Annotated in this window: 23 protein-coding genes; 11 read left to right on the top strand and 12 right to left on the bottom strand. The window is 65.4% G+C overall.

The features are described from left to right. Positions 1–31: 31 nt before the first annotated feature. The 4 genes from C477_RS15085 to C477_RS15070 form a co-directional block, all read right to left on the bottom strand. On the bottom strand, positions 32–2,059 hold the full coding sequence (locus C477_RS15085; protein ID WP_049914573.1) for a SpoVR family protein: 2,028 nt from the start codon (positions 2,057–2,059) through the stop codon (positions 32–34). 47 nt (positions 2,060–2,106) lie between these two features. Next, positions 2,107–3,546, bottom strand: a complete 1,440-nt coding sequence (locus C477_RS15080) for a YeaH/YhbH family protein (protein ID WP_008895376.1) — start codon at positions 3,544–3,546, stop codon at positions 2,107–2,109. Next, the gene (locus tag C477_RS15075) at positions 3,537–5,825 is read right to left on the bottom strand and encodes a PrkA family serine protein kinase (protein WP_008895375.1); all 2,289 of its coding nucleotides are present in this window, start codon (positions 5,823–5,825) and stop codon (positions 3,537–3,539) included. Before C477_RS15075 ends, C477_RS15080 begins: the two co-directional genes overlap by 10 nt. Before the next feature lie 20 nt (positions 5,826–5,845). Further along, positions 5,846–7,918, bottom strand: coding sequence for a PrkA family serine protein kinase (locus tag C477_RS15070; protein ID WP_008895374.1), 2,073 nt, complete (start codon positions 7,916–7,918; stop codon positions 5,846–5,848). Between the two features lie 629 nt (positions 7,919–8,547). On the opposite strand from C477_RS15070, the gene C477_RS15060 reads away from it, so the two are divergent. The 5 genes from C477_RS15060 to C477_RS15040 all read left to right on the top strand — a co-directional run bounded on the left by C477_RS15060 (position 8,548) and on the right by C477_RS15040 (position 12,384). Then, entirely contained in the window at positions 8,548–8,994 is a 447-nt protein-coding gene (locus C477_RS15060) for a DUF5820 family protein (protein WP_008895373.1), read from the top strand. A 116-nt stretch (positions 8,995–9,110) separates the two neighbouring features. Beyond that, positions 9,111–9,557, top strand: coding sequence for a UPF0179 family protein (locus C477_RS15055; RefSeq protein WP_008895372.1), 447 nt, complete (start codon positions 9,111–9,113; stop codon positions 9,555–9,557). 628 nt (positions 9,558–10,185) lie between these two features. Then, the gene (locus C477_RS15050) at positions 10,186–10,872 is read left to right on the top strand and encodes a PHP domain-containing protein (protein ID WP_008895371.1); all 687 of its coding nucleotides are present in this window, start codon (positions 10,186–10,188) and stop codon (positions 10,870–10,872) included. Beyond that, positions 10,869–12,026: an asparagine synthetase B family protein gene (locus tag C477_RS15045; RefSeq protein WP_008895370.1), complete on the top strand. Its 1,158-nt coding sequence runs from the start codon at positions 10,869–10,871 to the stop codon at positions 12,024–12,026. Before C477_RS15050 ends, C477_RS15045 begins: the two co-directional genes overlap by 4 nt. A 103-nt stretch (positions 12,027–12,129) precedes the next feature. Then, positions 12,130–12,384, top strand: a complete 255-nt coding sequence (locus tag C477_RS15040) for an amphi-Trp domain-containing protein (RefSeq protein ID WP_008895369.1) — start codon at positions 12,130–12,132, stop codon at positions 12,382–12,384. Between the two features lie 58 nt (positions 12,385–12,442). Here C477_RS15040 and C477_RS15035 read toward each other — a convergent pair whose 3' ends face one another. The 5 genes from C477_RS15035 to C477_RS15015 all read right to left on the bottom strand — a co-directional run bounded on the left by C477_RS15035 (position 12,443) and on the right by C477_RS15015 (position 17,440). After that, entirely contained in the window at positions 12,443–13,534 is a 1,092-nt protein-coding gene (locus C477_RS15035) for an Mrp/NBP35 family ATP-binding protein (protein ID WP_008895368.1), read from the bottom strand. A 133-nt stretch (positions 13,535–13,667) separates the two neighbouring features. Continuing rightward, the gene (locus tag C477_RS15030) at positions 13,668–13,952 is read right to left on the bottom strand and encodes a hypothetical protein (RefSeq protein WP_008895367.1); all 285 of its coding nucleotides are present in this window, start codon (positions 13,950–13,952) and stop codon (positions 13,668–13,670) included. A 145-nt stretch (positions 13,953–14,097) separates the two neighbouring features. Beyond that, entirely contained in the window at positions 14,098–14,400 is a 303-nt protein-coding gene (locus C477_RS15025; RefSeq protein ID WP_008895366.1) for a hypothetical protein, read from the bottom strand. Next, positions 14,400–15,761 (bottom strand): NrfD/PsrC family molybdoenzyme membrane anchor subunit, encoded by a 1,362-nt coding sequence (gene nrfD / locus C477_RS15020; protein ID WP_008895365.1) that lies wholly within the window; start codon positions 15,759–15,761, stop codon positions 14,400–14,402. The genes C477_RS15025 and nrfD overlap by 1 nt, the downstream gene beginning before the upstream one ends. Further along, positions 15,758–17,440, bottom strand: coding sequence for a 4Fe-4S ferredoxin N-terminal domain-containing protein (locus C477_RS15015; RefSeq protein ID WP_008895364.1), 1,683 nt, complete (start codon positions 17,438–17,440; stop codon positions 15,758–15,760). The genes nrfD and C477_RS15015 overlap by 4 nt, the downstream gene beginning before the upstream one ends. Positions 17,441–17,839: 399 nt before the next feature. Here C477_RS15015 and C477_RS15010 point away from each other — a divergent pair, with 399 nt between their 5' ends. Then, on the top strand, positions 17,840–18,166 hold the full coding sequence (locus C477_RS15010) for a cupin domain-containing protein (protein WP_008895363.1): 327 nt from the start codon (positions 17,840–17,842) through the stop codon (positions 18,164–18,166). Here C477_RS15010 and C477_RS15005 read toward each other — a convergent pair. Beyond that, positions 18,163–18,834 carry a helix-turn-helix domain-containing protein gene (locus C477_RS15005; RefSeq protein ID WP_008895362.1) on the bottom strand — a complete coding sequence of 224 codons (672 nt, stop codon included), beginning with the start codon at positions 18,832–18,834 and terminating at the stop codon, positions 18,163–18,165. The genes C477_RS15010 and C477_RS15005 overlap by 4 nt on opposite strands. A 134-nt stretch (positions 18,835–18,968) precedes the next feature. On the opposite strand from C477_RS15005, the gene C477_RS23005 reads away from it, so the two are divergent. The 3 genes from C477_RS23005 (at position 18,969) to C477_RS14990 (ending at position 20,093) form a co-directional block, all read left to right on the top strand. Next, complete coding sequence (locus C477_RS23005; RefSeq protein ID WP_008895361.1) at positions 18,969–19,253, top strand: DUF2249 domain-containing protein; 285 nt, start codon at positions 18,969–18,971, stop codon at positions 19,251–19,253. 76 nt (positions 19,254–19,329) lie between these two features. Then, entirely contained in the window at positions 19,330–19,563 is a 234-nt protein-coding gene (locus tag C477_RS14995) for a DUF2249 domain-containing protein (protein ID WP_008895360.1), read from the top strand. 209 nt (positions 19,564–19,772) lie between these two features. Further along, positions 19,773–20,093 carry a DUF2249 domain-containing protein gene (locus tag C477_RS14990; RefSeq protein WP_008895359.1) on the top strand — a complete coding sequence of 107 codons (321 nt, stop codon included), beginning with the start codon at positions 19,773–19,775 and terminating at the stop codon, positions 20,091–20,093. A 24-nt stretch (positions 20,094–20,117) separates the two neighbouring features. On the opposite strand, the gene C477_RS14985 is transcribed toward C477_RS14990, so the two are convergent. Together C477_RS14985 and C477_RS24745 are read right to left on the bottom strand one after the other, a co-directional pair. Continuing rightward, a complete protein-coding gene (locus C477_RS14985) occupies positions 20,118–21,032 on the bottom strand; it encodes an alpha/beta fold hydrolase (RefSeq protein WP_008895358.1) in 915 nt (304 codons plus the stop codon). A 99-nt stretch (positions 21,033–21,131) separates the two neighbouring features. Beyond that, positions 21,132–21,257: a hypothetical protein gene (locus C477_RS24745; RefSeq protein ID WP_008895357.1), complete on the bottom strand. Its 126-nt coding sequence runs from the start codon at positions 21,255–21,257 to the stop codon at positions 21,132–21,134. A 214-nt stretch (positions 21,258–21,471) separates the two neighbouring features. Here C477_RS24745 and gatC point away from each other — a divergent pair, with 214 nt between their 5' ends. Together gatC and gatA are read left to right on the top strand one after the other, a co-directional pair. Then, positions 21,472–21,750: an Asp-tRNA(Asn)/Glu-tRNA(Gln) amidotransferase subunit GatC gene (gatC, locus tag C477_RS14980; RefSeq protein WP_008895356.1), complete on the top strand. Its 279-nt coding sequence runs from the start codon at positions 21,472–21,474 to the stop codon at positions 21,748–21,750. 2 nt (positions 21,751–21,752) lie between these two features. Beyond that, entirely contained in the window at positions 21,753–23,027 is a 1,275-nt protein-coding gene (gatA, locus tag C477_RS14975) for an Asp-tRNA(Asn)/Glu-tRNA(Gln) amidotransferase subunit GatA (protein ID WP_008895355.1), read from the top strand. The last annotated feature ends 54 nt before the right edge of the window (positions 23,028–23,081 follow it).

The raw sequence follows: 23,081 nt of genomic DNA, 5'->3' as shown, positions 1-23,081 counted from the left end.
TTCGTGCTCTCGTGAAAATGCGAAACGAATATCAGGCGAGCCACTCGTCCGGTTTCGTGTCGTAATCGACGTCGTCGGCGGCGAGGTGGTCGACCTCCTCCCAGGGGACGTCCTCGACGGTCACCTCGTCGCCGTCGTACCGGATCAGTTTCCCGCGCTCTTCGGGTTCGGGCTCGCGGTTCCGGCGCTTGGCGACCTCGATGTCGTGGTCGTCGATCTCCTTGACGATCGTCAGCAGGTTCACCGGTCGGCCCCAGAGCTCGAAGATCCGTTTCAGGGTCTCCCTGGCCTGGCCGAGATCGAGCATGACGCCGTTGTACTGGTGACCGAGTAGGAGTTCGTTGGCGTTGTTGTAGTTGCCGTCGTAGACCGCGATCGTCGGCTTCCCGAAGTTGGTGAACTGCAGGAGTAACTTCTTCTTGACGTCCTCAGCGGCGTCGCTGGCGACGTGAAACTGGCCGGTCGCCTGTGAGTGCTCGTAGGTGAAGTAGTTGTTCTCCGTGATGAACTCCTGAGTGAGGAACTCGTCAAGGAAGGTCACGTCGTTGTGGCTCTCGCGGATGTCGAACATGCGGTCCCAGCCCGCGGCGAAGTCGATGTCCGCGAGCGCCTCCTCGACGGTCTCGTAGCGGGCGTCGTCGAAGAGGTAGCGCCCGATCTGCTCGAGGTCGTTCTGACTAACTCGGGTCAGGAACCCGCGGTGCTGGCGCTTGACCAGCGAGTAGTGACGGCGAGCCAGCCCCTCCTCGGTCAGGACCTTCCACGGATACTTCGCGACGTCGATCTCGTCCTCGCGGGCGGCCTCGAGCGCCTCGCGGTCGACGTACTCCTCGGGGACCTCCTCGAGCGCGTCGAGCGTCTCGGGCGTGATCGTGTCGATCGCTGCCGGCGGCTCGAGGGTTGCGAGCACCTCGTCGAAGTCGACGACGTCCATCAGGTTCCGCCAGGAGATCCCCTCGACGCGCAGCAGGTGCTCTAAGACCTCGCGGCGGTTCGTCCGGTTCTCGACGTACTCCCAGAGCTCCATTCCGAGGCTGTAGGGGTTGAGCCCGCCCGACGACAGAACCTTCGCCATGTGGTCGGCGTAGTTCATGAACTCGTCGTCGCCGGCGAAGGCCTCGTCGGTCATCATCGTCGACTCCCAGTAGGCGGCCCACCCCTCGTTCATCACCTTCGTCATCTTCTGGGCGGCGAAGTAGTAGGCCTCCGCGCGCATCATGTCGAGCACGTCGCGTTGCCACTCCTCCATCTCGACGGCCCGGCCGGACTCGTCGTCGTACTGCTTACCGTGCTCGCGGACGAACGCGAGAACGTCCTTCTGGGGCTCCTCGGGGAAGCTGATGGCCTCGTCTGCGTCCTCGAGCTTCTCGAGCCACTCCTCGTCGAAGACCTCGCCCTTCACCTCGTCGGAGAGGCCGAGTTCGTCCAGTTTCTCCGCGAGGTCGTCGTCTAAGTCGTCGGCCGGCCCGTCGACGTCGAGCCGGCGCTCGAAGACGCGGTGCTGGTCGATGTTGTCCTCGAGCGAGAGGCAGTGGTCGATCCACTTCTCGACCTCGGCGCGGTCGATCTCGGGGTCGGCCATGTACTCGTCGATCGCGCGCGCGTGTCGCTCGAGCATCGCGGCGGCGTTGACCTGATTCTCGTCGGCGCGCCCGCGGGTGAACATGCCGAACCACTCGTTGTTCGCGAAGAAGTCGGAGTGGGCCTCGACGTGGGTGATGACCGCCTTCTGGTCGGCGATCGTGTTCGACTCCTGGAGGAACGCGTGGGCCGGGTTGTCGTTGTTGACGATCTCGAAGGCCTTCCCGCCGCCGTACTGGCCCTGCTTTTGCTGCTTGTCGTACTGCATCCCCCACCGCCAGTGGGGGTATCGCGACTGAAAGCCCCCGTAGGCGATGAGTTCGTTCATCTCGTCGTAGTCGATGATCCAGTACTTCACCGGGTAGGGCTCGAGGCCGAGTTTCTGAGCCAGGTTCCTGGCCTCCGAAACCGGTTCCTCGAGGTCGCCGGCGATCGCCTGCTTGCGGAATCGGTCCGCGTTGGAGTTGCGTTTACTCATGAAATCCACCGGGTTTCGTGAGTTCGAAGCGAACTGTGTTCGCTTCGTTACTCATCTGCTTCGCCCTCCGTCGAGAGGATCTCGTAGATCGCGTCGGTCACGTCGTCCTTGCTGTTGACGTAGGCCACCGCGACGTCGTCGGCGTCGGTGCCGAAGTGGCGCTCGAGTTCCTCGGCGTGGGTAGCGTTGATCGCGTTGCCGCTGGGCTGGGTCTCCACGTAGGCGTGGAGATTCGCCGGGATCTGCTCCATCATCGGGATGACCCGCTCTTCGGTGTCGTTCGAGGAGTTCTCGGAGTCGCCCGCGGCGAAGACGTAGCGGTTCCAGTCGCTCCAGGGGTACTCCTCGAGCAACTGGTCGGCGAGCTCGTAGGCGCTCGAGATCTTCGTCCCGCCGCCGCTGCGGATGCCGAAGAAGTCGTCGCGTTCGACCTCCCAGGCGTCGGCGTCGTGGGCGATGTAGACGAACTCGGCGTTGTCGTACTTGCCCTGGAGGTACCAGTCCAGCGGGGTGAAGGTCCGCTCGACGAGTTCTCGCTTCTTCTCGCGCATCGAACCGGAGACGTCGCGGATGTTGACGACCACGACGTTCTTCTCCTTCTCCTCGATGATCTCCGGGTGGCGGTAGCGCTCGTCCTCTCGGCGGAAGGGGACCTGCTTGATCCCCTCCCGGCGGATCTTCTGCTGGACGCTCTCGCGCTCGACGTTCTCCTCGACCTCCTCGATGGAGGCCCACTTCCCGCGTTCGTCGTCGGAAATGTCCTTGTAGGCCTCTTCGACCCAGGCCATCGAGACCGGCAGGTTCTCGCCGCGAGCCCACTCGAAGACCTCGCGGGGCTCGATCCCCTCGACCTTGCAGAGTTCCCGCAAGAACTCCTCGTCGAAGTCCATCGCGAGCTTGCGCTTGAGCCCCTCCTTGAACATCCGCTCGAAGTCGAGCGTGCTGTCGGGGCCCGTCCGGGTCATGTCGGTGAAGGGACCTTCCTTCTCCTCGACGACCTTCTTCCCCTTCGGATCCAGATCGAGGCCGAGTTCCTCGTCGAGTTCCTCGGCGAACTCCTCGGGGTCCATCTCGTAGTACTCGTGGTCGNCTTCCTTCTCCTCGACGACCTTCTTCCCCTTCGGATCCAGATCGAGGCCGAGTTCCTCGTCGAGTTCCTCGGCGAACTCCTCGGGGTCCATCTCGTAGTACTCGTGGTCGCCGCCCTCCTCGCCGGGTTCGCCGTCCTCGCCGTCGTCGTCGCCCGGCTGGGGTTGGGGCTGGCCGACCGGCTGGCCGGGCTGGGGCGTGCCGTCCTCGCCCTGACCGACGCCGCCCTTATCCCGCTGGTCGTACTCGAACTCGGGTAGCGAGACGATCTTGACCGGGATCTGGATGTCACTGCGGCCGCCGCCGCTCAGATCGCCGTACTGGATGAAGTCGGCCAGATCCTCGCGGCGTTGTTCGCCCACTTCGCGGAATCGCTCGAGGTCGTCTTTCAGTCCCATCTGTAACTCACCTGTCCCATGACGTGTCGGCTGGTTAGCTCGGCCGAGGCCTCCGAGTAGTCGAAGAGGGAGACCAAAGTCTCGATCGTTCGCTCCTTGACCGACGCCGTCTGCGTGCCGCTGGGCGGATCGTCCCACTGGCGCGGATCGAAGTCCTCGAAGGTCCGCTGGACGTCCTCCCAGTCGTGGCTCTCGAGGACGGTCTTGATCACCGGGATCGCGGTGAGGTCGACGTCCTCGACCGAGAAGTCCTCGTTGCGGTGTTCCCACGCGTGGCGGTTCAGCGAGGTGATCACCTTCTCGCGGCGGAAGTTCCGGACGCTCTCGCGGGGGAGGTTGCCCTCGTACTCGCCCTCGGAGAACCGGCCGAGGTGTTCGATCTCGAAGAGCTTCATCTTCAGCGGATCCGGCTCGACGCGCTCGCCGCGGTCGTTGTACAGCGGCTCCTCGGTCTCCCAGGCGTAGACGTGTTCGACGTACTCAGCGACGGTCTCCTCGTCGACCCGCTTGTCGTGCATGATCGCCTCGATGACGTCCGATTCCTGCTGGTCGAACAGATAGTTCTTCACGGGCACAATTCGGTTCTCGAACTCCGAGCGCTCGCCCGTCGAGAAGACAGGGGCGTCGGCCAGCCCTTCGGCCATCGCGTTCAGGACGTCCCGTGGCATGACGACGTTCTCGACCGGCAGGTCGGGGTGGTGGCGGTCCCGCTCGGCCTGGAGCAGTTCGGCGAGGGTGTCCCGCGTGTAGGTCACCGGGATGCCGTGTTCGCCGTCGTGGGCCTCGCCGTCGAAGTCGAAGTCGTCCTTCTCGCGGCGGGCGTCGCCCTCTTGGAGGTAGCCCTGGTCGTAGATTAGGGCCTTGTCGACGAGGTCCAGTCCGTTGGGAAGGTTCTCCTCGTCGAGGCGCGTGACGACCGCGTACAGGCCGGCCGCCTCGATCGCGTGGGGCGCGAACTCCCGCGTGTGCGTCTCGCCGTCCTGATCCCTGATCGTCACCGACACCGGCTCGCGGATGCGATCCTCGAGTTCGTCGTAGCTCTCGGCCTCCCAGACCGAGGTCTCGTTGGTCAGTTCGCGCCGGATCAGTTCACACTCCAGCGAGAGGTTCGTCAGGTAGCCGAACTGGTGTTTGTCCAGCCGGCGTTTGAGGGCTTTCAGGGGATCCATGCCGTTGCGGTCGGAGTGCTGGTTGAGCTGAGCCTCGAGGTCGGGGTTCGAGATGATCAGCAGCTGGGAGTCGACGTCCATCCCGATCCCCTTGTCCAGCTTGACGGACTGCTCGTCGGGGACGTTCAGCAGCTTCTGCAGGAGGTCGGCGTGTTGGGCCGCGTCCTCGACGATCGTGAGGACGCCGTTGCCCTGCGAGAGCACGCCGTCGTAGCTGAAGGCCTGCGGGTTCTTGCGCCCGCGTGAGTCGAGTTCCTGAAGCATGCCGTGCATCCAGGAGCCGACGAGCCGTTCCTTGGGTCGACCCTCGTCCTCCGAGTGGAGGACGCCGACGCCCTGGCCGATATCGACGACGTAGTTCTTCACGCGCAGGTGGTCGTCGTCCGTGATCGCCGAGAACAGTTCCTCCTCGCCGGCCCGGCGGTAGCGCTCCTCCAAGAAGTCATAGGCCTCCCGGGAGAAGGGGTCGAGCTCCGCGTCGACCTGGACGGGGACGTGGTCGTCGAGTTCGGCGTTCAAGTCCTCGAGCAACCGCTCGCGGACGTCCTGCGGGAACACCGACAGCGGGTGGGTCTGGACGGGGCTCTCGTACCAGTGCTGGTCGTCCGTCGCGGTCGGATCCCCGCTGCCGTAGCTCAGGCCGCGGTCGTCGGACTCGGCGGTCGTGACGTTCCACTCGACCGTGTACCGGCGTCCCGCCGGCGTCTTCGAGTACTCGCGCAGCCCGTTGACCAGACAGCGCTTGAGTTCGGACTTGCCCGTTGCCGTGGGCCCCTCGAACCAGATGATCTTCTCGTCTTTCGCCCGGCCCGCCGCGATCGAGCGGAGGTCGTCGACGAACCCGTTTAAGACCTCGGTGTTACCGAGGATCGCGTGTTCGCCGTCGTTGTGCGGATCGTCGAAGAAGCGGTAGCGCTCCTTCTCCTCGCCCTCCTCGACGACCGTTCGGGTGCCGGCGGCCTCGATCGCCTCGAGCAGGTACTTCGAGGCGTGAGAGGCGATCGTCGGGTTCTCGAAGATCCGATCGACGTAGGTCGCGAGGGCCATCGGCTCCTCGTAGGTCTCCTCTAAGGTCCGATCGGCCTCGGTGACGTAGTCGTCGCCCGTCATGTTAGTCGACCCCGATCATGTTAGTCGTCCATCTCCGCTTTGGCGACCTCCGCGCCGGCGAACTCCAGGACTTCCTTGGCGCCCGCCTCGGAGTAGCCCTGTTCCATCAGGGCGTCGATCCACGCGGAGCGCTCGTCGTCGTCAAACTCGTTGGCGCTGACCAGCGCGGAGAAGTTGATGTTGTGCTTCTTGTCCTCCCAGAGTTTGCGCTCTAAGGCGCGGCGCAGGCGCTCGTTGTCCTGCGGATTGAACGCCTCGCCCTCGCGGGCCCGGCGGGAGACCCAGTTGGAGACCTCCTGGCGGAAGTCCTCCTTGCGGTCCTCGGGGATGTCGAGTTTCTCCTCGACGCTGCGGAGGAACGTCTCGTCGGGCTCCTGCTCGCGGCCCGTGAGGTCGTCCTCGATGGTGTCGTCGTCGATGTAGGCCATCACGTGGTCCATGTACTTCTCGCCCTGGCGCTGGATCTCGTCGATGTCGTAGGCCAGCGCGTGGCGGACGTCCTCGATGGCCCGCTCCTTGTACTCCTCGCGGACCGTCTCGAGGTAGCGGTAGTACTTCTCGAAGTTGTCCTCGGGGATGGAGCCGTGGTGTTCGAGGTTCTCCTCGAAGAAGTTGAACACCGTCAGCGGCGAGAGGAACCCGCGCTGGCGGTGTTTCGAGTCCATGATGGCCTCGGCGATCTCGTCGCCGATGAACCGGGGCGAGACGCCGACCATGCCCTCGCCGATCTCGGCCTTCTGTTCGGCCTCTTCGCGGAGCTTCTTGACGTCGATGTCGTCGCCCTCGTCGATCTCGCCGTTGTAGGCCTTGGCCTTCGAGAGCAGATCGATCGTCTCGGTGTCGGGCTCCTCGATGCGCGTGAGGACGCCGAACAGCCCCGCCATCTCGAGCGTGTGGGGCTCGACGTTGATGTCGGGGACGTCGGCGTTGCTGAGCATCTTGTTGTAGATCTCGGCCTCGTCCTCGTAGGAGAGGACGTACGGGAAGTCGATCCGCTTGGTGCGGTCGTTGAAGGCCTCCATCTTCTCGTCGCCCTTCTTGTCCTTGTACTCGGGCATGTTCGTCCGCCCGACGATCACCTGGTCGATGTCGATCCGCGGGTTGTTCTTCGGCTTGATCGTCTGCTCCTGAGTCGCGTGCAGGAAGTCGTAGAGGAACTCCCGCTGGAGTTTTAGCAGTTCCTCGCCGGAGAAGATGCCGCGGTTGGCGTTACAGAACGCCCCCGAGTAGTCGAACGCGCGCGGGTCCGACTCGCCGTAGATGGCGATCTTCGAGTAGTTGACGTCGCCGGTTAGCTCCGTCTCGTCCTGGTTCTTCTTGTCCTTGGGCTCGAAGGTCTCCAGTCCCTGGCGCTTGTTCTCGTCGGCGACGAACCGGACGATCTCGACGTGGTTCTCTAAGACCTGCTGGAGGTCGTCGTCGTAGTAGGCCAGCAGCTTGTCCATGTAGAACTCGCTCTCCGGATCCAGCGCCTGCTCGTTCTGGATGGTGTAGGGCGCGTCGAGATTCTCGTTTAAGTCGTCGATGACGCGCTGGCGCTGCTCTAGGGGCAACAAGACGAGCGGGTCCTGGTTCATCGGGGATCGGACGGTGTCGTCAGCGGGGTCCTGATCCTGGATGACGTCACAGAGGTTGGTCCACCGGAACGTGTACATCCGGCCCTCCTCGCGGAGCGTGTAGTCCTCGAAGTACTTGCGGACCTGTTTGTCGAAGTGGGACTTCCCGGAGCCGACCGGGCCGAGCAGCAGCTTGATACGCCGCTCGGGGCCGAGCCGTCGGGCGCCCGACTTGACCTTGTTCACGAACTCGTGGATCGACTGGTGGATCACCCGGCCGTAGAAGGTGTTCTCACCGTCGTTCAGCGGGTCCTCGCTCGCGAGGAGGTACTCGACGACGCCCTCGGTCTCGTCGTAGGTCGTCCCGTAGTAGTCGAACATGTCCGCGACGCGCTGGTGGGCGTTGCGGGTGATCTTCGGGTCCTCGTAGCACTCTTCTAGGTACCAGTCGAAGGACTTGGTCTCCCGCAGGTCTGCGGGCATCGATTCCTTGTAATCCGTGCTGAGCGTCTCGAGTGTCTCGATGTCACCGGTCATGGTATCATTGCCAGTTACGGGTCCCCCGTCTGCAGCGTCCGTTGTCACACGGACCGTCAGTCGCGCGGACGTCGTTCGACCAGCCGTGGCGTCGTGGCCGAACCGTCGGAATCCGTCGAACCGCGTCACCCGACAGCACGACGTCGCTACCGCCGTCGCGTCGCTCCGAGAGCGGGGCGCTCCCGGAACGGACCGAACGGCGGCGGGCGGCGGTCTGTCGTGTCATGAGTGATCGTGTACCACTCTCCGTTGCGCATCGAGCGCGTCGGGGACTCGGGCAACGGTGCGCCGGGGACGGGCGCGGAGTGGATCGGCCCGGCGAACGGATACCGATAGTATTTAATGAGTGAGTAATCCAGCTACTTAGCCTTGGCCCCAAAAGGTATTTACCGGGACTTTATTACAGGCAAATTCTACCAGCACCGTATTACGATACTCAATACCACACCACATCTTCGAAGGTCAGCGGCATAAACCACCGGCCAGCAATGGCCAGTCGCGCTCGCGCGCGCTGGTCGCGCGGCTCGCGCGACACGTTCCTGTCGCCGAATCCACACGAACTCTGGGTGATCGCCGCCGAATCGGCGTCCGACGACGAGGCTTTATGAGTGCCGTCCGTAGCCTCGCCTATGACCGATCCGGCTGTCGACGCCGATTCCGACGCGCTATCGCCGCTTCCGGACGGGTGGGACGTCTGGAACCGGAGCGAGGACGGCCGACTCGTGCTCGCCTACCGGCCGGACGTCTTCGACGGCGACGCGTTCCCGGCGGCCTGTCTCCCTACGCTCTACCTGACACACGGGAAGCGGACGCGTCGCCCCGGAACCAACCCTACCAGTACGGCCGACGACGAGGACTGGTACGTCACCCTCTACCTCGAGCCCGACGTCTCGGCCGACACTGAACGGTTCGCGACGCGGGAGGCGGGCCTCGAGCGAGTCGGCGAACTCGCTCGAGCGTTCGACGACGGCGAGATCGACTATCGGGGTCTCTACCAGGTCCCGCGCGAGACGTACTTCGAGCGGCTGGACGAGCTGACGGGCGGGGACGACGCGGAGACCGCTTCCAGAGAGTGAACGCGCGATAGGTTTCACCGATCGACCGCGGCGGGCCGTCAGCGACGATCGGATTCCGCCGGCATCGGAACCGCTAACGCGTGAGTCTTAACCGCTACCGCCGACTACGTAGTGCTATGTCGACCGTCACGCTCGTCGGAACCCGGCTGGCCGAACCGGGGACCGAGTTCGTATACCACGGCGAGGCCGACGCCTGCGCCGGCTGTCCCTACCGCAGTCAGTGTCTCAATCTCGAGTCCGGCACCAAGTACCGCATCACGTCCGTCCGAGAGAACGCCCAGACCTTAGAGTGCGCCATGCACGACGGGGGCGTCCGCGCCGTCGAAGTCGAACCCGCCGACGTGCGCGCGAACATCACCTCGAAGGGCGCCTTCGCCGGCAGCAAGACCAGCCTCCCCGGCCCCTGTCCCTACGTCGAGTGTCCCAGCCACGAGTACTGCGAACCCGACGGGGCCGAGTTCGACACGGAGTATCGCATCCGCGAGATCCTCGGCGACCCGCCACACGACGTCTGCCACCTCGACCGCGCGCTCGAGCTAGTCGAACTGGACACCGACGACTGACGACGCGCTGGTCTCGTCGGTTTGACGGCGTCCGGCGACCGATCTTTTCCGCCACCCCTCACTGTTGTTCGGTGGCGCGCGCTGTCCTGTGCCGAACGGAGAGTGAGGCGCAGGTCGAAACTGTGCGAGGGATGAGCGAACGAGCCTGCGAGTGAGTGAATCGGTTGGGGAGGGAGTGGCAAATTCCCTGTTGCCAGCAGATGCCGTCTACTCGTTTTCGTTCGATTGTCTCGAGCAGAGCGGCCAATCTGGAAACTGTAGGGTGATTCAGAGCTATCGAGCGTTCTGCTACCGTGGCAGCGGGGAGTTCCACTGCCTCCCCAGCCGACTCGCTCACTCCGTTCGCTCGTCCACTGGAAGACGCTTGGCGTCTTCCAAGCTGCTCGCTCGCAAACTCGCGAAGACCTCGAACGATTTCAGCGACTGGCCTCACTATCGCTCGGCCAATTGCCAGCGCGCGCCACCCATACTGTCGTGACGCCTCGAGCGGAATGGGTTCCGTCAGTGTCTCTACGTACGAAGACTCACGAAACCGGTCACGCTCACGGTCGATCGTCACGGACGGCGCGACTCGTCCGTGCGGACCGAGGTGTTTTTGATCGATCCACCCTAACGCCGAGACAGACACGTGCTGTCGGTTGAACTCCACACTCACTCGTCGCTGTCCTACGACGGCCGCGATCCGGTCGAACTCATCCTCGAACAGGCCGACGCCGTCGGGTTGGACGCGATCGCCGTCACCGACCACGACGAGATCGACGCGAGCCTCGAGGCCGCCGAACGCGCCGCCGACTACGGGCTGCTCGGGATCCCCGGCATGGAGATCTCGAGCAAGGCCGGTCACATTCTGGGCTTCGGACTCGAAGAGGCCGTCCCGCCGGGACTCTCCTACGAATCGACGCTCGAAGCGATCTGGGAACAGGACGGACTGGCCGTCATCCCACACCCCTTCCAGGAGTCGCGCCACGGCGTGATGGCCCGCATCTCCCGCGAGGACCTCGCCCGGGGAGACGCCATCGAGGTCTACAACTCCCGGCTCCTGACCGGCCGCGCGAACCGCCAGGCCGAACGGTTCGCCCGCGACCACGACCTACCCATGACCGCCGGCAGCGACGCCCACATCAGCGAGATGGTCGGCCAGGCCGTCACCCGCGTCGACGCCGACGAACGCTCCGTCGACGCCGTCCTCGAGGCGATCCGCGAGGGCCGTACCACCGTCGAGGGCAAGCGGACGCCCTGGCACATCAGCTTCCGACAGGCCGCCGGCGGCGTCACCCGCCGGGTGAGAAACACCATGCTGAGCCTGCTCCGATGACGCTGCGCGGTGCCACCCCCGAGACCGTCCGCGCGGCCCTCGAGAGCGGCGATCCCCTCCCCGGGACGAGCGGCTTCGCCGGGGAGTTCGAGGGGACGCTCGTCCGGGACGTCCTCGGCCGCATGCCGGTCTACGTCGAGACCGGCGGAGAGGCCGACGCTCGAACCGAAACCGGCAACGAGAGCCGCGAGTGGGCCTTCGAACCCGGCGCGCTCGAGTCGCCGGAGCTCCTGCCGGCAGGAACGACGCTCGATCTCACGGCTCCCGACGCCGCGCCCGAGCGCCGCTGGACCCTGCCCGACCCGACCCCTGAAAGCGATCCCGAGGCGGCACTCGAGACCCTCACCGACGCGATCGAGACCGCCGCAGTCGACGCGCTCGCCCCCGATCGGGAGATCGCCGTCGCCTTCTCCGGCGGCGTCGACTCGGCGCTGGTCGCCGAACTGCTGGACGCGCCGCTGTACGTCGTCGGCTTCCCCGACAGCCACGACCTCGAGGCCGCCCGGACTGCCGCCGACGCGATGGGGCAGGAACTGACAGTCGTCGACCTCGAGCCGGCCGATTTAGAGCGGGCCGTCCCCCGCGTCGCGGCAGCGACCGGGCGCACGAACGCGATGGACGTCCAGATCGCGCTGCCGCTGTACCTGGTCGGCGAGCGCGTCGCGGCCGACGGCTTCGACGCGCTGGCGGTCGGCCAGGGCGCCGACGAACTGTTCGGCGGCTACGAGAAGGTCGTCCGCCTCGATCACCGGGTCGACGCCGAGACGACGCGGGCCGCGGTGCGCGAGCAGATCGCCTCCCTGCCCGACCAGCTTCCGCGGGACGTCCGCGCGATCGAGGCGACCGGGCTCGAGCCGGTCGCGCCGCTCTTACACGATACCGTCGTCGACGCGGCGCTCCGACTGCCCGATCCGTTGCTGGCCGACGAGGACGAGCGGAAGCGCGCGCTTCGGCGCGTCGCGGCCGACTTCCTCCCCGAAGAGGTCGTCTCGAGGGAGAAGAAGGCCGTCCAGTACGGAAGCCTCGTCGCCCGCGAACTCGACCGCCTCGCCAGACAGGCCGGCTACAAGCGTCGCATCGACGACCATGTGACGAAGTACGTCCGCTCGCTGACGCCGGGCGTCGAGGCGCCCGAACCGCCGGCGAACTCCTGACGCTCACGAGGGCTGATAGCTCGCCGGGCGAACGCCCTCGAGGCCGGCCCTGCCTGCCGATTCCCAGCCAATCTATTTACATCCGCTCGGTGGCCGTTCAGCCATGGCTGAGAAAACCGCCACCGAACAGACCGTGACGCGGGAAGAGGCCGCGGACCTCGTTCAGGAGCTCGCTCGCGAACTGCGCGACGAGGGCCCCGCCGAAGTGCGAGTCGGGAATAAGATGCTGACGCTCTCGCCGACGCCCGAAGTCGAGTACGGGATCGAAGTCCAGGAGCGCTCGCCGATGCTCGGGGGGCCCCGAGAGGAGATCACGGTGACCCTCGAGTGGGAGGTCGAAGAAGAGCCCGCGCCGTGACGAAGCGCGGACGTATCGCATCTCGAGCGGCGTTGTCGATCGAACGGTCCTCGAGCCGTTAGTCTTCGGTCTCGGTCGGGAGCTGGTTGTCCGGACCGCCCTCGGTGTTGTCGGCGACCCGCTGTCGGTTGGTCATCCCGACGCGGTCGGAGACGTCCGCGACGAGGTCCGCGAGGGTCTGCTGTACCTCGCTCGTCTCGTCCTTAACGAGCGCGCCCTCGCTGCCCTCGGCGCCGAAGTCGGGGTGGATCGGGATCTGACCGAGCAGCGGCGTGTCGTACTTGTCGACGATCGTCTGTGCCCCCTCGGTGCCGAACAGGCCGTGCTGGTCGCCACAGGACGGACAGATGAACGAGCTCATGTTCTCGACGACGCCCAGCACGGGCGTGTCGTGCTTCTGGAACATCTGGATCCCCTTTCGGGTGTCGTCCAGCGACATCTCTTGGGGCGTCGTGACGACGACCGCACCGGTGACGGGCATCGACTGGAGCAGGTTCAGCGTCGCGTCGCCCGTCCCCGGCGGCAGGTCGACGACGAGGTAGTCGAGGCGACCCCACTCGACGCCCTCGAGGAACTTCAGCATGAACTTGTTGACCATCGGGCCGCGGAGGATCGCGGGGTCGTCCTCGTCTTCGGTCAGCATGCCCATGCTGATGACGCGGACGCCGTCCGAACGGGGCGGGACGATGTCCTCGTTGGGCGTGACGCCGGGCTCGCTCTCGGGTGGGAGGATCCGCGGGATGTTCGGCCCGTGGATGTCGGCGTCGAGCAGACCGACCATCGCGCCGCGCTTCTCGAGGCCGGCCGCGATGTTGGCGGCGACCGTCGTCTTGCCGACCCCGCCTTTCCCGGAGGCGACGGCGATGACGTTGCGAACTCGCGGGAGGACCTCGTCGTCGAAGCCGTGTTCCTCGCCGACGTGGGCTCGCAGATCGGCCTCGAGGCCGGCCTCGTCACAGACCTCGCGGATCCGGTTGCCCAGCTCCATCTCGGCGGGCGCGTAGGGCGCGTTCAGCGCGAGGTCGATCCGCGCCGTTTCGTCCTCGATACGGACGTCGTTGACCAGGCCGAGCGAGACGATATCGTCGCCGAGATCCGGATCCTCGATGTCCTCGAGTTTGATCTTGAGTTCGTGCTCTGTGATGCTCATAGCGGATGTTACTGCACGTAAGGCATCGGAACGGGATACGTGTGATGGTTCGAAACTCGAGCCCCGCCGCTGGCGTCGATTCCCGCGTCGGTCGAGGGGAGTTGCGACACCGTCGAACGGTGTCGCCGGCCGCTTACTGCCCCGGCAGTTCGCCGAAGAAGACGACCCCGAGAATCACCGTCAACACGAGCATCGAAATCCACATCGACGTGGTGATACCGACGAGGTAGGAGACCCCGAGCAGCCCCGTCCTGGTGTCGCGCGGGGTGCCGACGAACCACGCGACGAGCATCACGTAGATCGGGACCAGAATGACCGCGAAGATGATCCAGGTCCCCTCGTTAGCGAAGCCGGTCCAGCCCTGCGTCCCCTCGTAGCCGTGATAGAGGACCGTCGCCAGCGCGTCGACGAACGTCATAGGATAGGTTTTCCGTTCGGCAGGGTCGTGGTTTCCCTTGCTTGTGCGTGGTTGTCATGGAGCAAGCGACGCGGCCGTCGCTCTCGTTCGTCGATGACGGCCGGACCAAAAAAGCGAATCGCGGAAACGGAGCGTCGAGCGACCGTTACGGACCGGGGGCGCCGATCGGTTCCGGCGCGCCGCCGTAGAAGACCAGCCCGATGATCACGGTCAGCACGAACATGCCGATCCACATCGACGAGGTGAGCCCGACGAGGTAGGAGACGCCAAGCAGTCCGCTCTTCGTGTCACGGGGTTCGCCGGTGAACCACGCGACCAGCATGATGTAGACCGGGACCAGGATGATCGCGAAGATGACCCAGGTCCCTTCGTTGACGAACCCGGTCCATCCTTCGGTACCGTTGTAGCCGTGGTAGAGGAGTTGCTGCGAGAGACTCAGCAGTGACATTAGGCCTTCACCTCCGGTTCCGTAGCGTGTTCATCGTCCTCGTCGTGACCGTGCTCGCCACGCATGTGTTCGACGGCGTGGAGTTCGACCACGGGAACGAGCTTCGAGAGGTTGAGGAACAACAGCGCGACCAGACCGGCCGTCCCGGCGAGGGACAGCCACTCGATGAGGCTCGGGAAGTACGTCCCGGGCGTCGCCGCGTAGATGTCGAACGTCGGATGCAGGAATCCTTCGACGACGAACAGGATCTTCTCGGTCAGCGTTCCCGTCAGGATGATCCCGCTGGCGAGGAGCGCCCGTTTCTTGCTGAACAGCGCCGGGCGGATTCCCTGCAGGAAGATGAACACGAGCGTACCGAACATCAGCGTCATCGCGACCTGATAGGCCGGGTGCGCCATCTTCGCCTCGGCCGCGTGTTGGCTCGCGAGCGGCCCCATGAAGACGCCGTTGAGGACGGACTGGAGCTGGAACCACAGGAACAGCAGGGTGAAGAAGCCCAGCCACAGGAGCAGTCCGCGGAAGATGTCGTCGGTGATGATGTGCTCCCAGTCGTAGGCGCGGCGGAACGCGTACGAGATGATCATCACGCCGCTGATCGCCGACATCAGCGCGATGCTGAGGAACATCGGTCCCTGAATGCCGCCGGACCAGGCGGGCATCGCCGGGAGCAGCGCGAACAGCCACGGAATGACGCCGCCGTGAAGCAAGAGCGGCGCCATGATGATGACCGCCGCTGCGAGCCACCAGACCATCCGGTCGATGACCTCGTCCTCCTTCTCGGTGTAGCCGATCGTCATCAGCTTGTAGACCGGCTCGAACATGTCGGGGAGGTCGTCACGCAGTCGGCTGACGTCGTAGCGAAGCGTCAGGCCGAGGTAGGTCGCGGACAGCACGAAGTACGCCGTGATGACGGTCACGTCCCACACCAGCGGCGAGTTGTTGACCGTGATGTGGTAGTGACCCAGGACGCTCGTGACCATCCGGTCCGGACGACCCATGTGGACCAGGATGTAGAACCCGGCGGCCGAGAGACCGCCGATCGTGGTCATCTCCGCGAGCCGGGCGATCGGCATGTATCGATCCATGCCGAGCAGGCGAACGGCGGCCGAGAGGATGATCCCGCCGTGTGCCACACCGACCCACCAGATGAACGCGCCGATATACAGGCCCCAGGTCGAACCGCCGCCCGAACCCCAGTCGCCGAGGCCGGTGACGATCAGCCCCTTCTGGAGCTGGTACGCCCAGCCCACGAGGAACGCCAGCAGCGCCAGCGCGGCGATTCCGTACAGGATGAAGTACTTCTTCGTGAGGGTGTTGATCGGTCGGAGGATGTCCTCTTCAGTGGGCAGTTTCGTGCTCACAGCGACCACCCGACGTCACCGACGGTCCCCTCGTCAAGGATCTCCTGGCGCTTGTCGACCAGATCGACTTCGGAGCCGTCCGAGCGCTCGTAGGAGATGTCGCTGTACTCCGATGGCCCTTCGACCTGCTCGGCTTCCGGACCGGGTTCCTGACCGATGTACGTGATGTTCGGGTGCGTCCCGATGTCCTCGAGCAGCTTGAACTTCGAACTCGGGTTGCCGGCGAACTCTCGGAGTCGAGCGTTGGCGTCGGACGCTTCGCCGTCGCCCAGTTGGAGTTCCGTCAGCGCCGCCTCGCTCTCGAGGTCGACGTACTCTTCGAGCGCGGTGACGGACTCGACGATCGTTACCTGGCCCTCGAGGATCGTGTTGTTCTCCTCGTCGCCGGGCTCGAGCCCCTCCTCCTCGCTGACGATCTGGACCGCCTTCATGATGCTGACCACTTCGGCGTTGAGGTCGAGCTCCTCGTTTCCGAGCACGGCCTCTAAGTCGTCGCCCTCGCTGAGCTGTGCGTCGATCGTCTCGGGATCCGGCACGTCGCCGCTGATCTCGATGATCGCGCGGCTCTTGCTCGGGTGTTCGCCGTGCTGCGAGGCGTCGCTGCGCTCGTCTTTGACGTTCCCGAACTGGATCGCGTCCGGTGGACAGGCGCGTTCACAGGCGGTCGTCCCGACTCGTTCTTCGCCCTGTCGGCCGTCCTGCATCGACGGGCACATCGTACACTTGCTCATCGTGCCCCGGGGCGAGCGGCTGTCGACCCATCGTTCGGTGCCGTTCTCGTACTCGGCGTGAGTGATCTCTTCGGGATCGTCGACTTCCGCGCCGTCGTGGCCGTTGATATCCTCGTGGGCCACGTCGGGTTCGTCCCACTGGAAGTAGTTGACGCCGTACGGGCAGGCGACCTGGCAGTACCGGCAACCGATACAGACGTCGTAGTCGGTCAGCACCAGCCCGTCCTTGTCGCGGGTGTGACGGGCCGTGGTCGGACACACCTTCTCACAGGGGGCGTCCGTACAGTGCTGACACGGCCGCACGAGCATATTGTGGTCGCTCGTTCCGCCGACGATGTTGTCGGGTGCCGGAGAGCCGCCGGACGTGAGTTCGTCCTCGAAGGCCATGACGTACATCCAGTTGACGCCCTGGTCGAGGTCGTTCTCGGAGGCACAGGCCTCCATACAGGAGAGACAGCCGTCGCAGCGCTCGAGGTCGATGGTCATTCCCCACTGCAGATCCTCGTTCTGCTCGGCCTGGGAGTGGCTGCCACCATGGCCCTCCCCCTCCCCGGCGAGCGAGGGTTTCCCGTCGATGGTGCTCCCGAACGCACCCATGCCGACGGTGGCCGCACCGACGCCCATCTTTTTCATGACGTCCCGGCGACTCTCCTCGCCGTCGCCGTCGAACGCGGAGAGCATGCGGGAGACGGTTCCCTTGGCTTCCTCCTGAGCCGCTTCGAAGGCTTCCTGGGTAGGACGCTGGTCCTCGCCGAATTCCTCCATCACGTCGTCGTGATACATCTCGTGGAACTCGGCTTCGGAGAGCTCGCCCTTCGTGACCCGCATCGCGTCCTGGGCCATCTGCATACCGAGATCCGTATCGTACTCGGTATCGTCGAGCATATTCTCGAGCTCGCCCTCCCACTCCTGACCGAGCGGGTGGAATGATTCGTCGTCCGTGCTCATGCCGTGAGAACACCTCTGGACGAGAATCCGTACGATGCAAAGCGATTACACGCCGACACGCACGTCAATATGGTCATATATGGATCCTCTACCCCGGACTCACAACTAGACGACGTTGAAGTATAGAGCCGATTTCCATCGCGTGAGAATCGACGCGAATATGTTCGTGAGTATAATACGCGTCTTAATAGCTTTCACTTGTGCTGGCCTGCATTCCGAATCGCGAGGTAGTATAGACGGCTGATATGACGGGGGTGAAACTCCCCCGAAAACTCCGCAGGAGTTTTTCGAACGCGATCGAGTTCGTCGCAGTTCGGAGTCGAGACATCGACCGGTATATGGATCGCCGAACCTGTTCGCGGCAGGTCTCACGGAGGTCCGTCCCGACACGGTGACCGTATGACCGACACCGATCAACTGACGACGCGGACGGAACGCCGACGCCTCGACGACCTCGTGGCGACGCCCCACGCGCACGTGTTCGACGGCGAGCCGCGGACGGTGCGACTCGAACTCGCCGCCGGCGAGAGCGTGCCGGCGCATCGACATTCCGAACGCACGATCGTCTGTCACGTCCTCGAGGGGACCCTCGAGATGGGACTCGGCGACGAGGAGTACGTGCTCGAGGCGGGAGAGATACTCAGGTTCGACGGGCGACAGGAGATCGCACCCGAGGCCCGAACCGACGCGACGGCGCTACTCGTGTTGGCGCCCCGAGACGACTAACGCGTCGCGAGCTGTTCCTCGAGGGAGTCCCCCTCGACACCCGGCAGATCCTCGACGAATCGCTTGATGATCGCCTCCTCGGCCCGGTGGAGGGTCTCGCTACAGGTCGACTTCGCGATATCCAGCTGCTCGGCGAGTTCCGTCAGCGAGGACTCTCGAGGGGTGTCGTAGTAGCCTTCCTCGACGGCGGCGACGACCACCTCGAGCTGGCGGTCTGAGAGCAGTTGGCTCTCGTGGAGCCGTTCGCGGACGTGTTCGATCCGGTACTGTAGCCCGAAGTGCTCGAGCTGTTCGGCGAGTTCGGCCAGTCGATCCCGCGATCCGGTCACCTCGATGGTCGCCTCGCCGTCGACGATCTCGACGGGGAGTTCGATCGGCATCCCCGAGTCCCGCGAGGAGAACAGCAGCAGGGGGTCCGTCGTCTCGAAGTGGACCGTCACCTCGTTGTCGCTGTACTGGGCGAGCGAGAGTTCGGTGATCTGATCGTGGCCGCGCATGTCCTCGACGATGTCCGCGACGTCGGGACCGGCGATGCGGACGAGCGCGAATCCCGTCTCGGAGCCGGGAACGGCCGCCAGTACCCGAAAGGTCGCCCCCGGATACGCCGTCGAGAGCTGCTGTATCCAGATCTGTTCGGGCATCGTGATAGTGAGTGTCGCCTGAGCCATACGAACGTGTTCCGTTCGACGGTATATCCCCGTACCGTCGAATATATTCGCCGTAGTTCCCAAGCCGTGGGAACACCGTCGACTCGAACACGTTCGCCCGAATAGCCACGCTCGTTCCGCCCTACAGTCGACCTATGGCAACCGATTCCACCGCTTCCGAGACGATCCTCGACGTCCGCGAGATCGACGGCCCGCCGTTCGACGACATCGCGGCCGCCCTCGAGGAGCTCCCGGCGGACGGCCGACTCCACCTGATCGCGCCCTTCGAACCGGAGCCGCTCTACGAGGTCCTCGAGACCCGCGGGTTCGAGCACGAAATCGAGCGCAGCGAGACCTCGGAGGGAGCGAGCGGCGATGCCGCGAGCCGCGAAACCGAACGGCGCGACGACGTCTGGCACGTCGTTATCGAGCACGCCTAGGCGCGTCGATCCGCCGGTCGCGGGCGAACGCGTTCGGACGAACACCCATGCGATCGCGATACCCACCACTATCCGTATGACACGACTCGACGTCAGGGACGTGCCGCCGATGAACCGCCACCCCAAGATTCACGACGCCTTCGAGGAGCTCGAGCCCGGCGAGACGCTGACGATCGTCAACGATCACGAGCCGAAGCCGTTGTTCTACGAGTTCCAGGCGGAGGTCGACGCGTTCGACGCCGACGGCTACGAGGTCGAACGCGTCGAGTCCGACGAGTTCGTCGCCCGGTTCCCCAAGGTCGAGGCGTAGCCGGCCGCCAACCCGCGTCGCTCGTCCCGACTCGGCCGGCTCGATCCCCGTCAGTGCCGGCCGCCACGATCGCCACGGAACCGCCTGCTTCACTGACCCTTTTGCGCCGCCTCGCGTCACGTTTCGCGCTGTCTCGCGTGTCTACATAGCTTCGATAGCCGAACACGTACGGGGCGAAAGCGAGGTATCGTCGCCGCGAACGACCACGTATGCAATCGCCCGAGACCGTCGTCGACGGCACCAATGCACCGAGCGACCGACCGCGGACGGTGATCGACGTGCGGTCGCTCGGTCCGCCGGAGCCGCTCAAAAACACCCTCGAGAAACTGGTCGAACTACCCGACGAGACCGTCCTCGTCCAGCGCAACGACCGCGTCCCGCAGTTCCTCTTCCCCAAACTCGAGGACCGCGGCTACGCGTACGAGACCGTCGAGGGCGGCGAGGCGTCCGATGACAGCGAGGGACGAAGTCCCTCGAGCGGCCGGACGCAGTCCGGCGACGAGGTCGTGACCGTCATCTGGCGGCCGTAACTGATTCGACGGGCGCGATCGCGACTACGTGCCGTTTTCGAACGCCTCGAGCAACAGCTCCGTCAGTCGGGTCGGCCGTTCGTGTTGCACCCAGTGGCTCGTCCCCGACAGGAGTTCGAGGCGGCTCCGGCGACACCGCTGGTCGCTGTCGACCGCGAGCGACGGCGTCAGTGCGGCGTCGTCCTCGCCCCAGACGATCGTCGTCGGGGCGTCGACCCGCTCTCGAGGCGGCGGCGAGGGAGCGCGAGCGGCCGCCCGGTACCAGTCGAGCATCCCGGTCAGCGCGTCCGGCCGAGCCCAGGCGCGGCGATACCGGTCTAGTTCCGCGTCGGTGAACGTCCCCGGAGCGGCCGTCTCTCGGAGCGCGCGCTCGAGTAATCGGAAGTCGGCCGTCCGACAGGCCAGTTCGGGCAACCACGGAAGCTGGATCGCGGCGGCGTACCAACTGCGGCGCAACTGCTCGGGATCCGCCAGCAGGTGCTGGCGGTAGACCGTCGGATGCGGCGCGTTGACGATCGCGAGCCGATCGACCGCCGAAGGGTGCCGAAGCGCGAGATCCCAGGCGACCATGCCGCCCCAGTCGTGGCCGACGACGCGCGCGCTGTCCCGTCCCTCGGTCTCGATTAGGGCGGCGATATCCCGCGAGCACTCGCTGGTTCGGTAGGCCCGCAGCGCCCCCGGTTTCTCGCTCAGGTTGTAGCCCCGCTGATCGGGCACGAGCACCCGATAGCCGGCATCGACGAGCGGCTCGAGTTGGTGGCGCCAGCCGTACCAGAACTCGGGGAAGCCGTGAAGGAGGACGACCAACGGATCGTCCTCGTCGCCTGCGGCGACGACGTGCAACCGGACCCCGTTGACCTCCCGAACGGTCGATTCCGCGTCGACCGTCGACAGTAGCTCCGCGTCCGTCCCGGTCCGCGTCGACGGCATCGTAGCCATACCTCGACCGACGACGGAGAGCGTGATACCGGTTTGGGGGCGACCGCCGCGAGTCGGCGCGTCAGATCGGGCTCCGACGGTCGATCCGGTAGCGCCGCGCTACGTCCAGACGCGGAGACACTCGCTCGAGCAGAAGTGCAGTTCGACCCGCTCGTCCGGCGCGTCAGCGACGTGGGTCGTCAGCGTGTAGGCGACCTCCTCGGATCGGCAGTTGTCGCAGTTCATACGCGATCGGTCGTCATCGATGTCTTTCAGTATACGGTTACTATATTCGGTTCGTGTCGGTTAGCGGCGTAATAACTCGAATCAAGCCCGTATTGACGACCGACCGCGATCGACGGCCGGCGGCGCCCCGAACGGGTCGGGGCCCGGCGCTCCGGCGTCGATCCGCAACGACGGTATCGAAACCCTTACTCTCCGCCCGCCGGTTCGAGCAACCATGAGCGACGACGCCGTCAGCCCCGAGGAGGTCCGCCACGTCGCGGGACTCGCTCGCGTCGACCTCGACGACGACGAGGTCGACCGGTTCGCGCGACAGTTCGCGGACATCCTCGAGTACTTCGAGACGCTGGACGAGGTGCCCGAGGTCGACCGCGAGGCCGACCTCACGAACGTGATGCGCCCGGACGAGGAACGCGACTCGCTGGACCGCGAGGCGGCCCTCGAGAACGCCTCGAAGGCCGAGGACGGCTACTTCAAAGGCCCCAACGTATCGTAATTATGTCGGAGAACATCTACATCACCGAGGAGCGAATCGAGGGGGCCGACGACGGGCCGCTGTCGGGAACGACCGTCGCGGTCAAGGACAACATCTCGACCGAGGGCGTCCGGACGACCTGCGGCTCGGAGATGCTCGCCGAGTACGTCCCGCCTTACGACGCGACGGTCGTCTCCCGCCTCAAGGAAGCGGGCGCGACCATCGTCGGGAAGGCCAACATGGACGAGTTCGGGATGGGAACGACCAACGAGACCTCCCACTTCGGCTCGGTCGACAACCCCGCCGCGCCCGGTCGCGTCCCCGGCGGCTCCTCCGGCGGTTCGGCGGCCGCGGTCGCCGCCGGCGAGGCCGACGTCGCGCTGGGCTCGGACACCGGCGGCTCGGTCCGCTGTCCCGCCGCCTTCTGTGGCGTCGTCGGGATCAAGCCCACCTACGGGCTGGTCTCCCGGTACGGGCTCGTCGCCTACGCCAACAGCTTAGAGCAGATCGGCCCCTTCGGCGAGACCGTCGAGGACGCCGCGCAGTTGCTCGACGTCATCGCCGGCGACGACGACCGAGATGCAACCACGCGGGAAACGCCCCTCGAGGAGGGCGAAACCTACGCCGACGCCGCGACGGGCGACGTCGACGGCCTGCAGATCGGCGTCCCCACCGAGTTGCTCGAGGGCGCCGACGAGGGCGTCGTCGAGACCTTCTGGGACGCTATCGCCGAGTTAGAGGACCGCGGTGCGGAGTACCACGAGGTCTCCCTGCCCTCCGTCGAACACGCCGTCGAGGCCTACTACGTGATCGCGATGTCCGAGGCCTCCTCCAACCTGGCGCGGTTCGACGGCGTCCGCTACGGCCACTCGGCCGACGCCGAGGGCAACTGGAACGAGACGTTCGCCCGGACCCGCGAGGAAGGGTTCGGCGACGAGGTCAAGCGTCGCATCCTGCTTGGCACCTACGCCCTCTCGGCGGGCTACCACGACAAGTACTACAAGAAGGCCCAGGACGCCCGCGCGTGGGTCAAACAGGACTTCGACGAGGCGCTGTCGGAGGCCGACGTGCTCGCCAGCCCGACGATGCCCGTCCCGCCGTTCGAACTCGGCGAGAGCCTCGACGACCCGCTCCAGATGTACCTCGCCGACGCGAACACGGTTCCGGTCAATCTGGCCGACCTCCCCGCGATCTCGGTGCCGGCCGGCGAGACCGACGGCCTCCCCGTCGGGCTCCAGCTGGTCGGCCCCGCGTTCGGCGAGCGGCGGCTGATCCGCGCCGCGAGCGCGTTGGCCTGAGCCGCGACTCACGTCTCGAGTCGGAGGATAGCTTTTTATACTAATTTTGCTAAC

The organism is Haloterrigena salina JCM 13891 (genome assembly GCF_000337495.1).
Classification (GTDB): Archaea; Halobacteriota; Halobacteria; order Halobacteriales; family Natrialbaceae; genus Haloterrigena; species Haloterrigena salina.
The sequence above is the reverse complement of the archived record's forward strand: the minus strand, read 5'-3'. Positions and strand labels throughout refer to the sequence as shown.

What these genes read in the sequence shown, in the direction of transcription:
- C477_RS15075 (WP_008895375.1), bottom strand. Translation starts at nt 5,825, where the DNA reads ATGACGGGCGACGACTACGTCACCGAGGCCGATCGGACCTTAGAGGAG.
- C477_RS15085 (WP_049914573.1), bottom strand. Translation starts at nt 2,059, where the DNA reads ATGAGTAAACGCAACTCCAACGCGGACCGATTCCGCAAGCAGGCGATC.
- C477_RS15060 (WP_008895373.1), top strand. Translation starts at nt 8,548, where the DNA reads ATGACCGATCCGGCTGTCGACGCCGATTCCGACGCGCTATCGCCGCTT.
- gatA (WP_008895355.1), top strand. Translation starts at nt 21,753, where the DNA reads ATGTCGGAGAACATCTACATCACCGAGGAGCGAATCGAGGGGGCCGAC.
- C477_RS14995 (WP_008895360.1), top strand. Translation starts at nt 19,330, where the DNA reads ATGACACGACTCGACGTCAGGGACGTGCCGCCGATGAACCGCCACCCC.
- C477_RS15025 (WP_008895366.1), bottom strand. Translation starts at nt 14,400, where the DNA reads ATGTCACTGCTGAGTCTCTCGCAGCAACTCCTCTACCACGGCTACAAC.
- C477_RS15010 (WP_008895363.1), top strand. Translation starts at nt 17,840, where the DNA reads ATGACCGACACCGATCAACTGACGACGCGGACGGAACGCCGACGCCTC.
- C477_RS15030 (WP_008895367.1), bottom strand. Translation starts at nt 13,952, where the DNA reads ATGACGTTCGTCGACGCGCTGGCGACGGTCCTCTATCACGGCTACGAG.
- C477_RS14990 (WP_008895359.1), top strand. Translation starts at nt 19,773, where the DNA reads ATGCAATCGCCCGAGACCGTCGTCGACGGCACCAATGCACCGAGCGAC.
- C477_RS15035 (WP_008895368.1), bottom strand. Translation starts at nt 13,534, where the DNA reads ATGAGCATCACAGAGCACGAACTCAAGATCAAACTCGAGGACATCGAG.
- C477_RS15070 (WP_008895374.1), bottom strand. Translation starts at nt 7,918, where the DNA reads ATGACCGGTGACATCGAGACACTCGAGACGCTCAGCACGGATTACAAG.
- C477_RS15005 (WP_008895362.1), bottom strand. Translation starts at nt 18,834, where the DNA reads ATGGCTCAGGCGACACTCACTATCACGATGCCCGAACAGATCTGGATA.
- C477_RS15015 (WP_008895364.1), bottom strand. Translation starts at nt 17,440, where the DNA reads ATGAGCACGGACGACGAATCATTCCACCCGCTCGGTCAGGAGTGGGAG.
- C477_RS23005 (WP_008895361.1), top strand. Translation starts at nt 18,969, where the DNA reads ATGGCAACCGATTCCACCGCTTCCGAGACGATCCTCGACGTCCGCGAG.
- C477_RS15040 (WP_008895369.1), top strand. Translation starts at nt 12,130, where the DNA reads ATGGCTGAGAAAACCGCCACCGAACAGACCGTGACGCGGGAAGAGGCC.
- C477_RS24745 (WP_008895357.1), bottom strand. Translation starts at nt 21,257, where the DNA reads ATGAACTGCGACAACTGCCGATCCGAGGAGGTCGCCTACACGCTGACG.
- gatC (WP_008895356.1), top strand. Translation starts at nt 21,472, where the DNA reads ATGAGCGACGACGCCGTCAGCCCCGAGGAGGTCCGCCACGTCGCGGGA.
- C477_RS14985 (WP_008895358.1), bottom strand. Translation starts at nt 21,032, where the DNA reads ATGGCTACGATGCCGTCGACGCGGACCGGGACGGACGCGGAGCTACTG.
- C477_RS15055 (WP_008895372.1), top strand. Translation starts at nt 9,111, where the DNA reads ATGTCGACCGTCACGCTCGTCGGAACCCGGCTGGCCGAACCGGGGACC.
- C477_RS15045 (WP_008895370.1), top strand. Translation starts at nt 10,869, where the DNA reads ATGACGCTGCGCGGTGCCACCCCCGAGACCGTCCGCGCGGCCCTCGAG.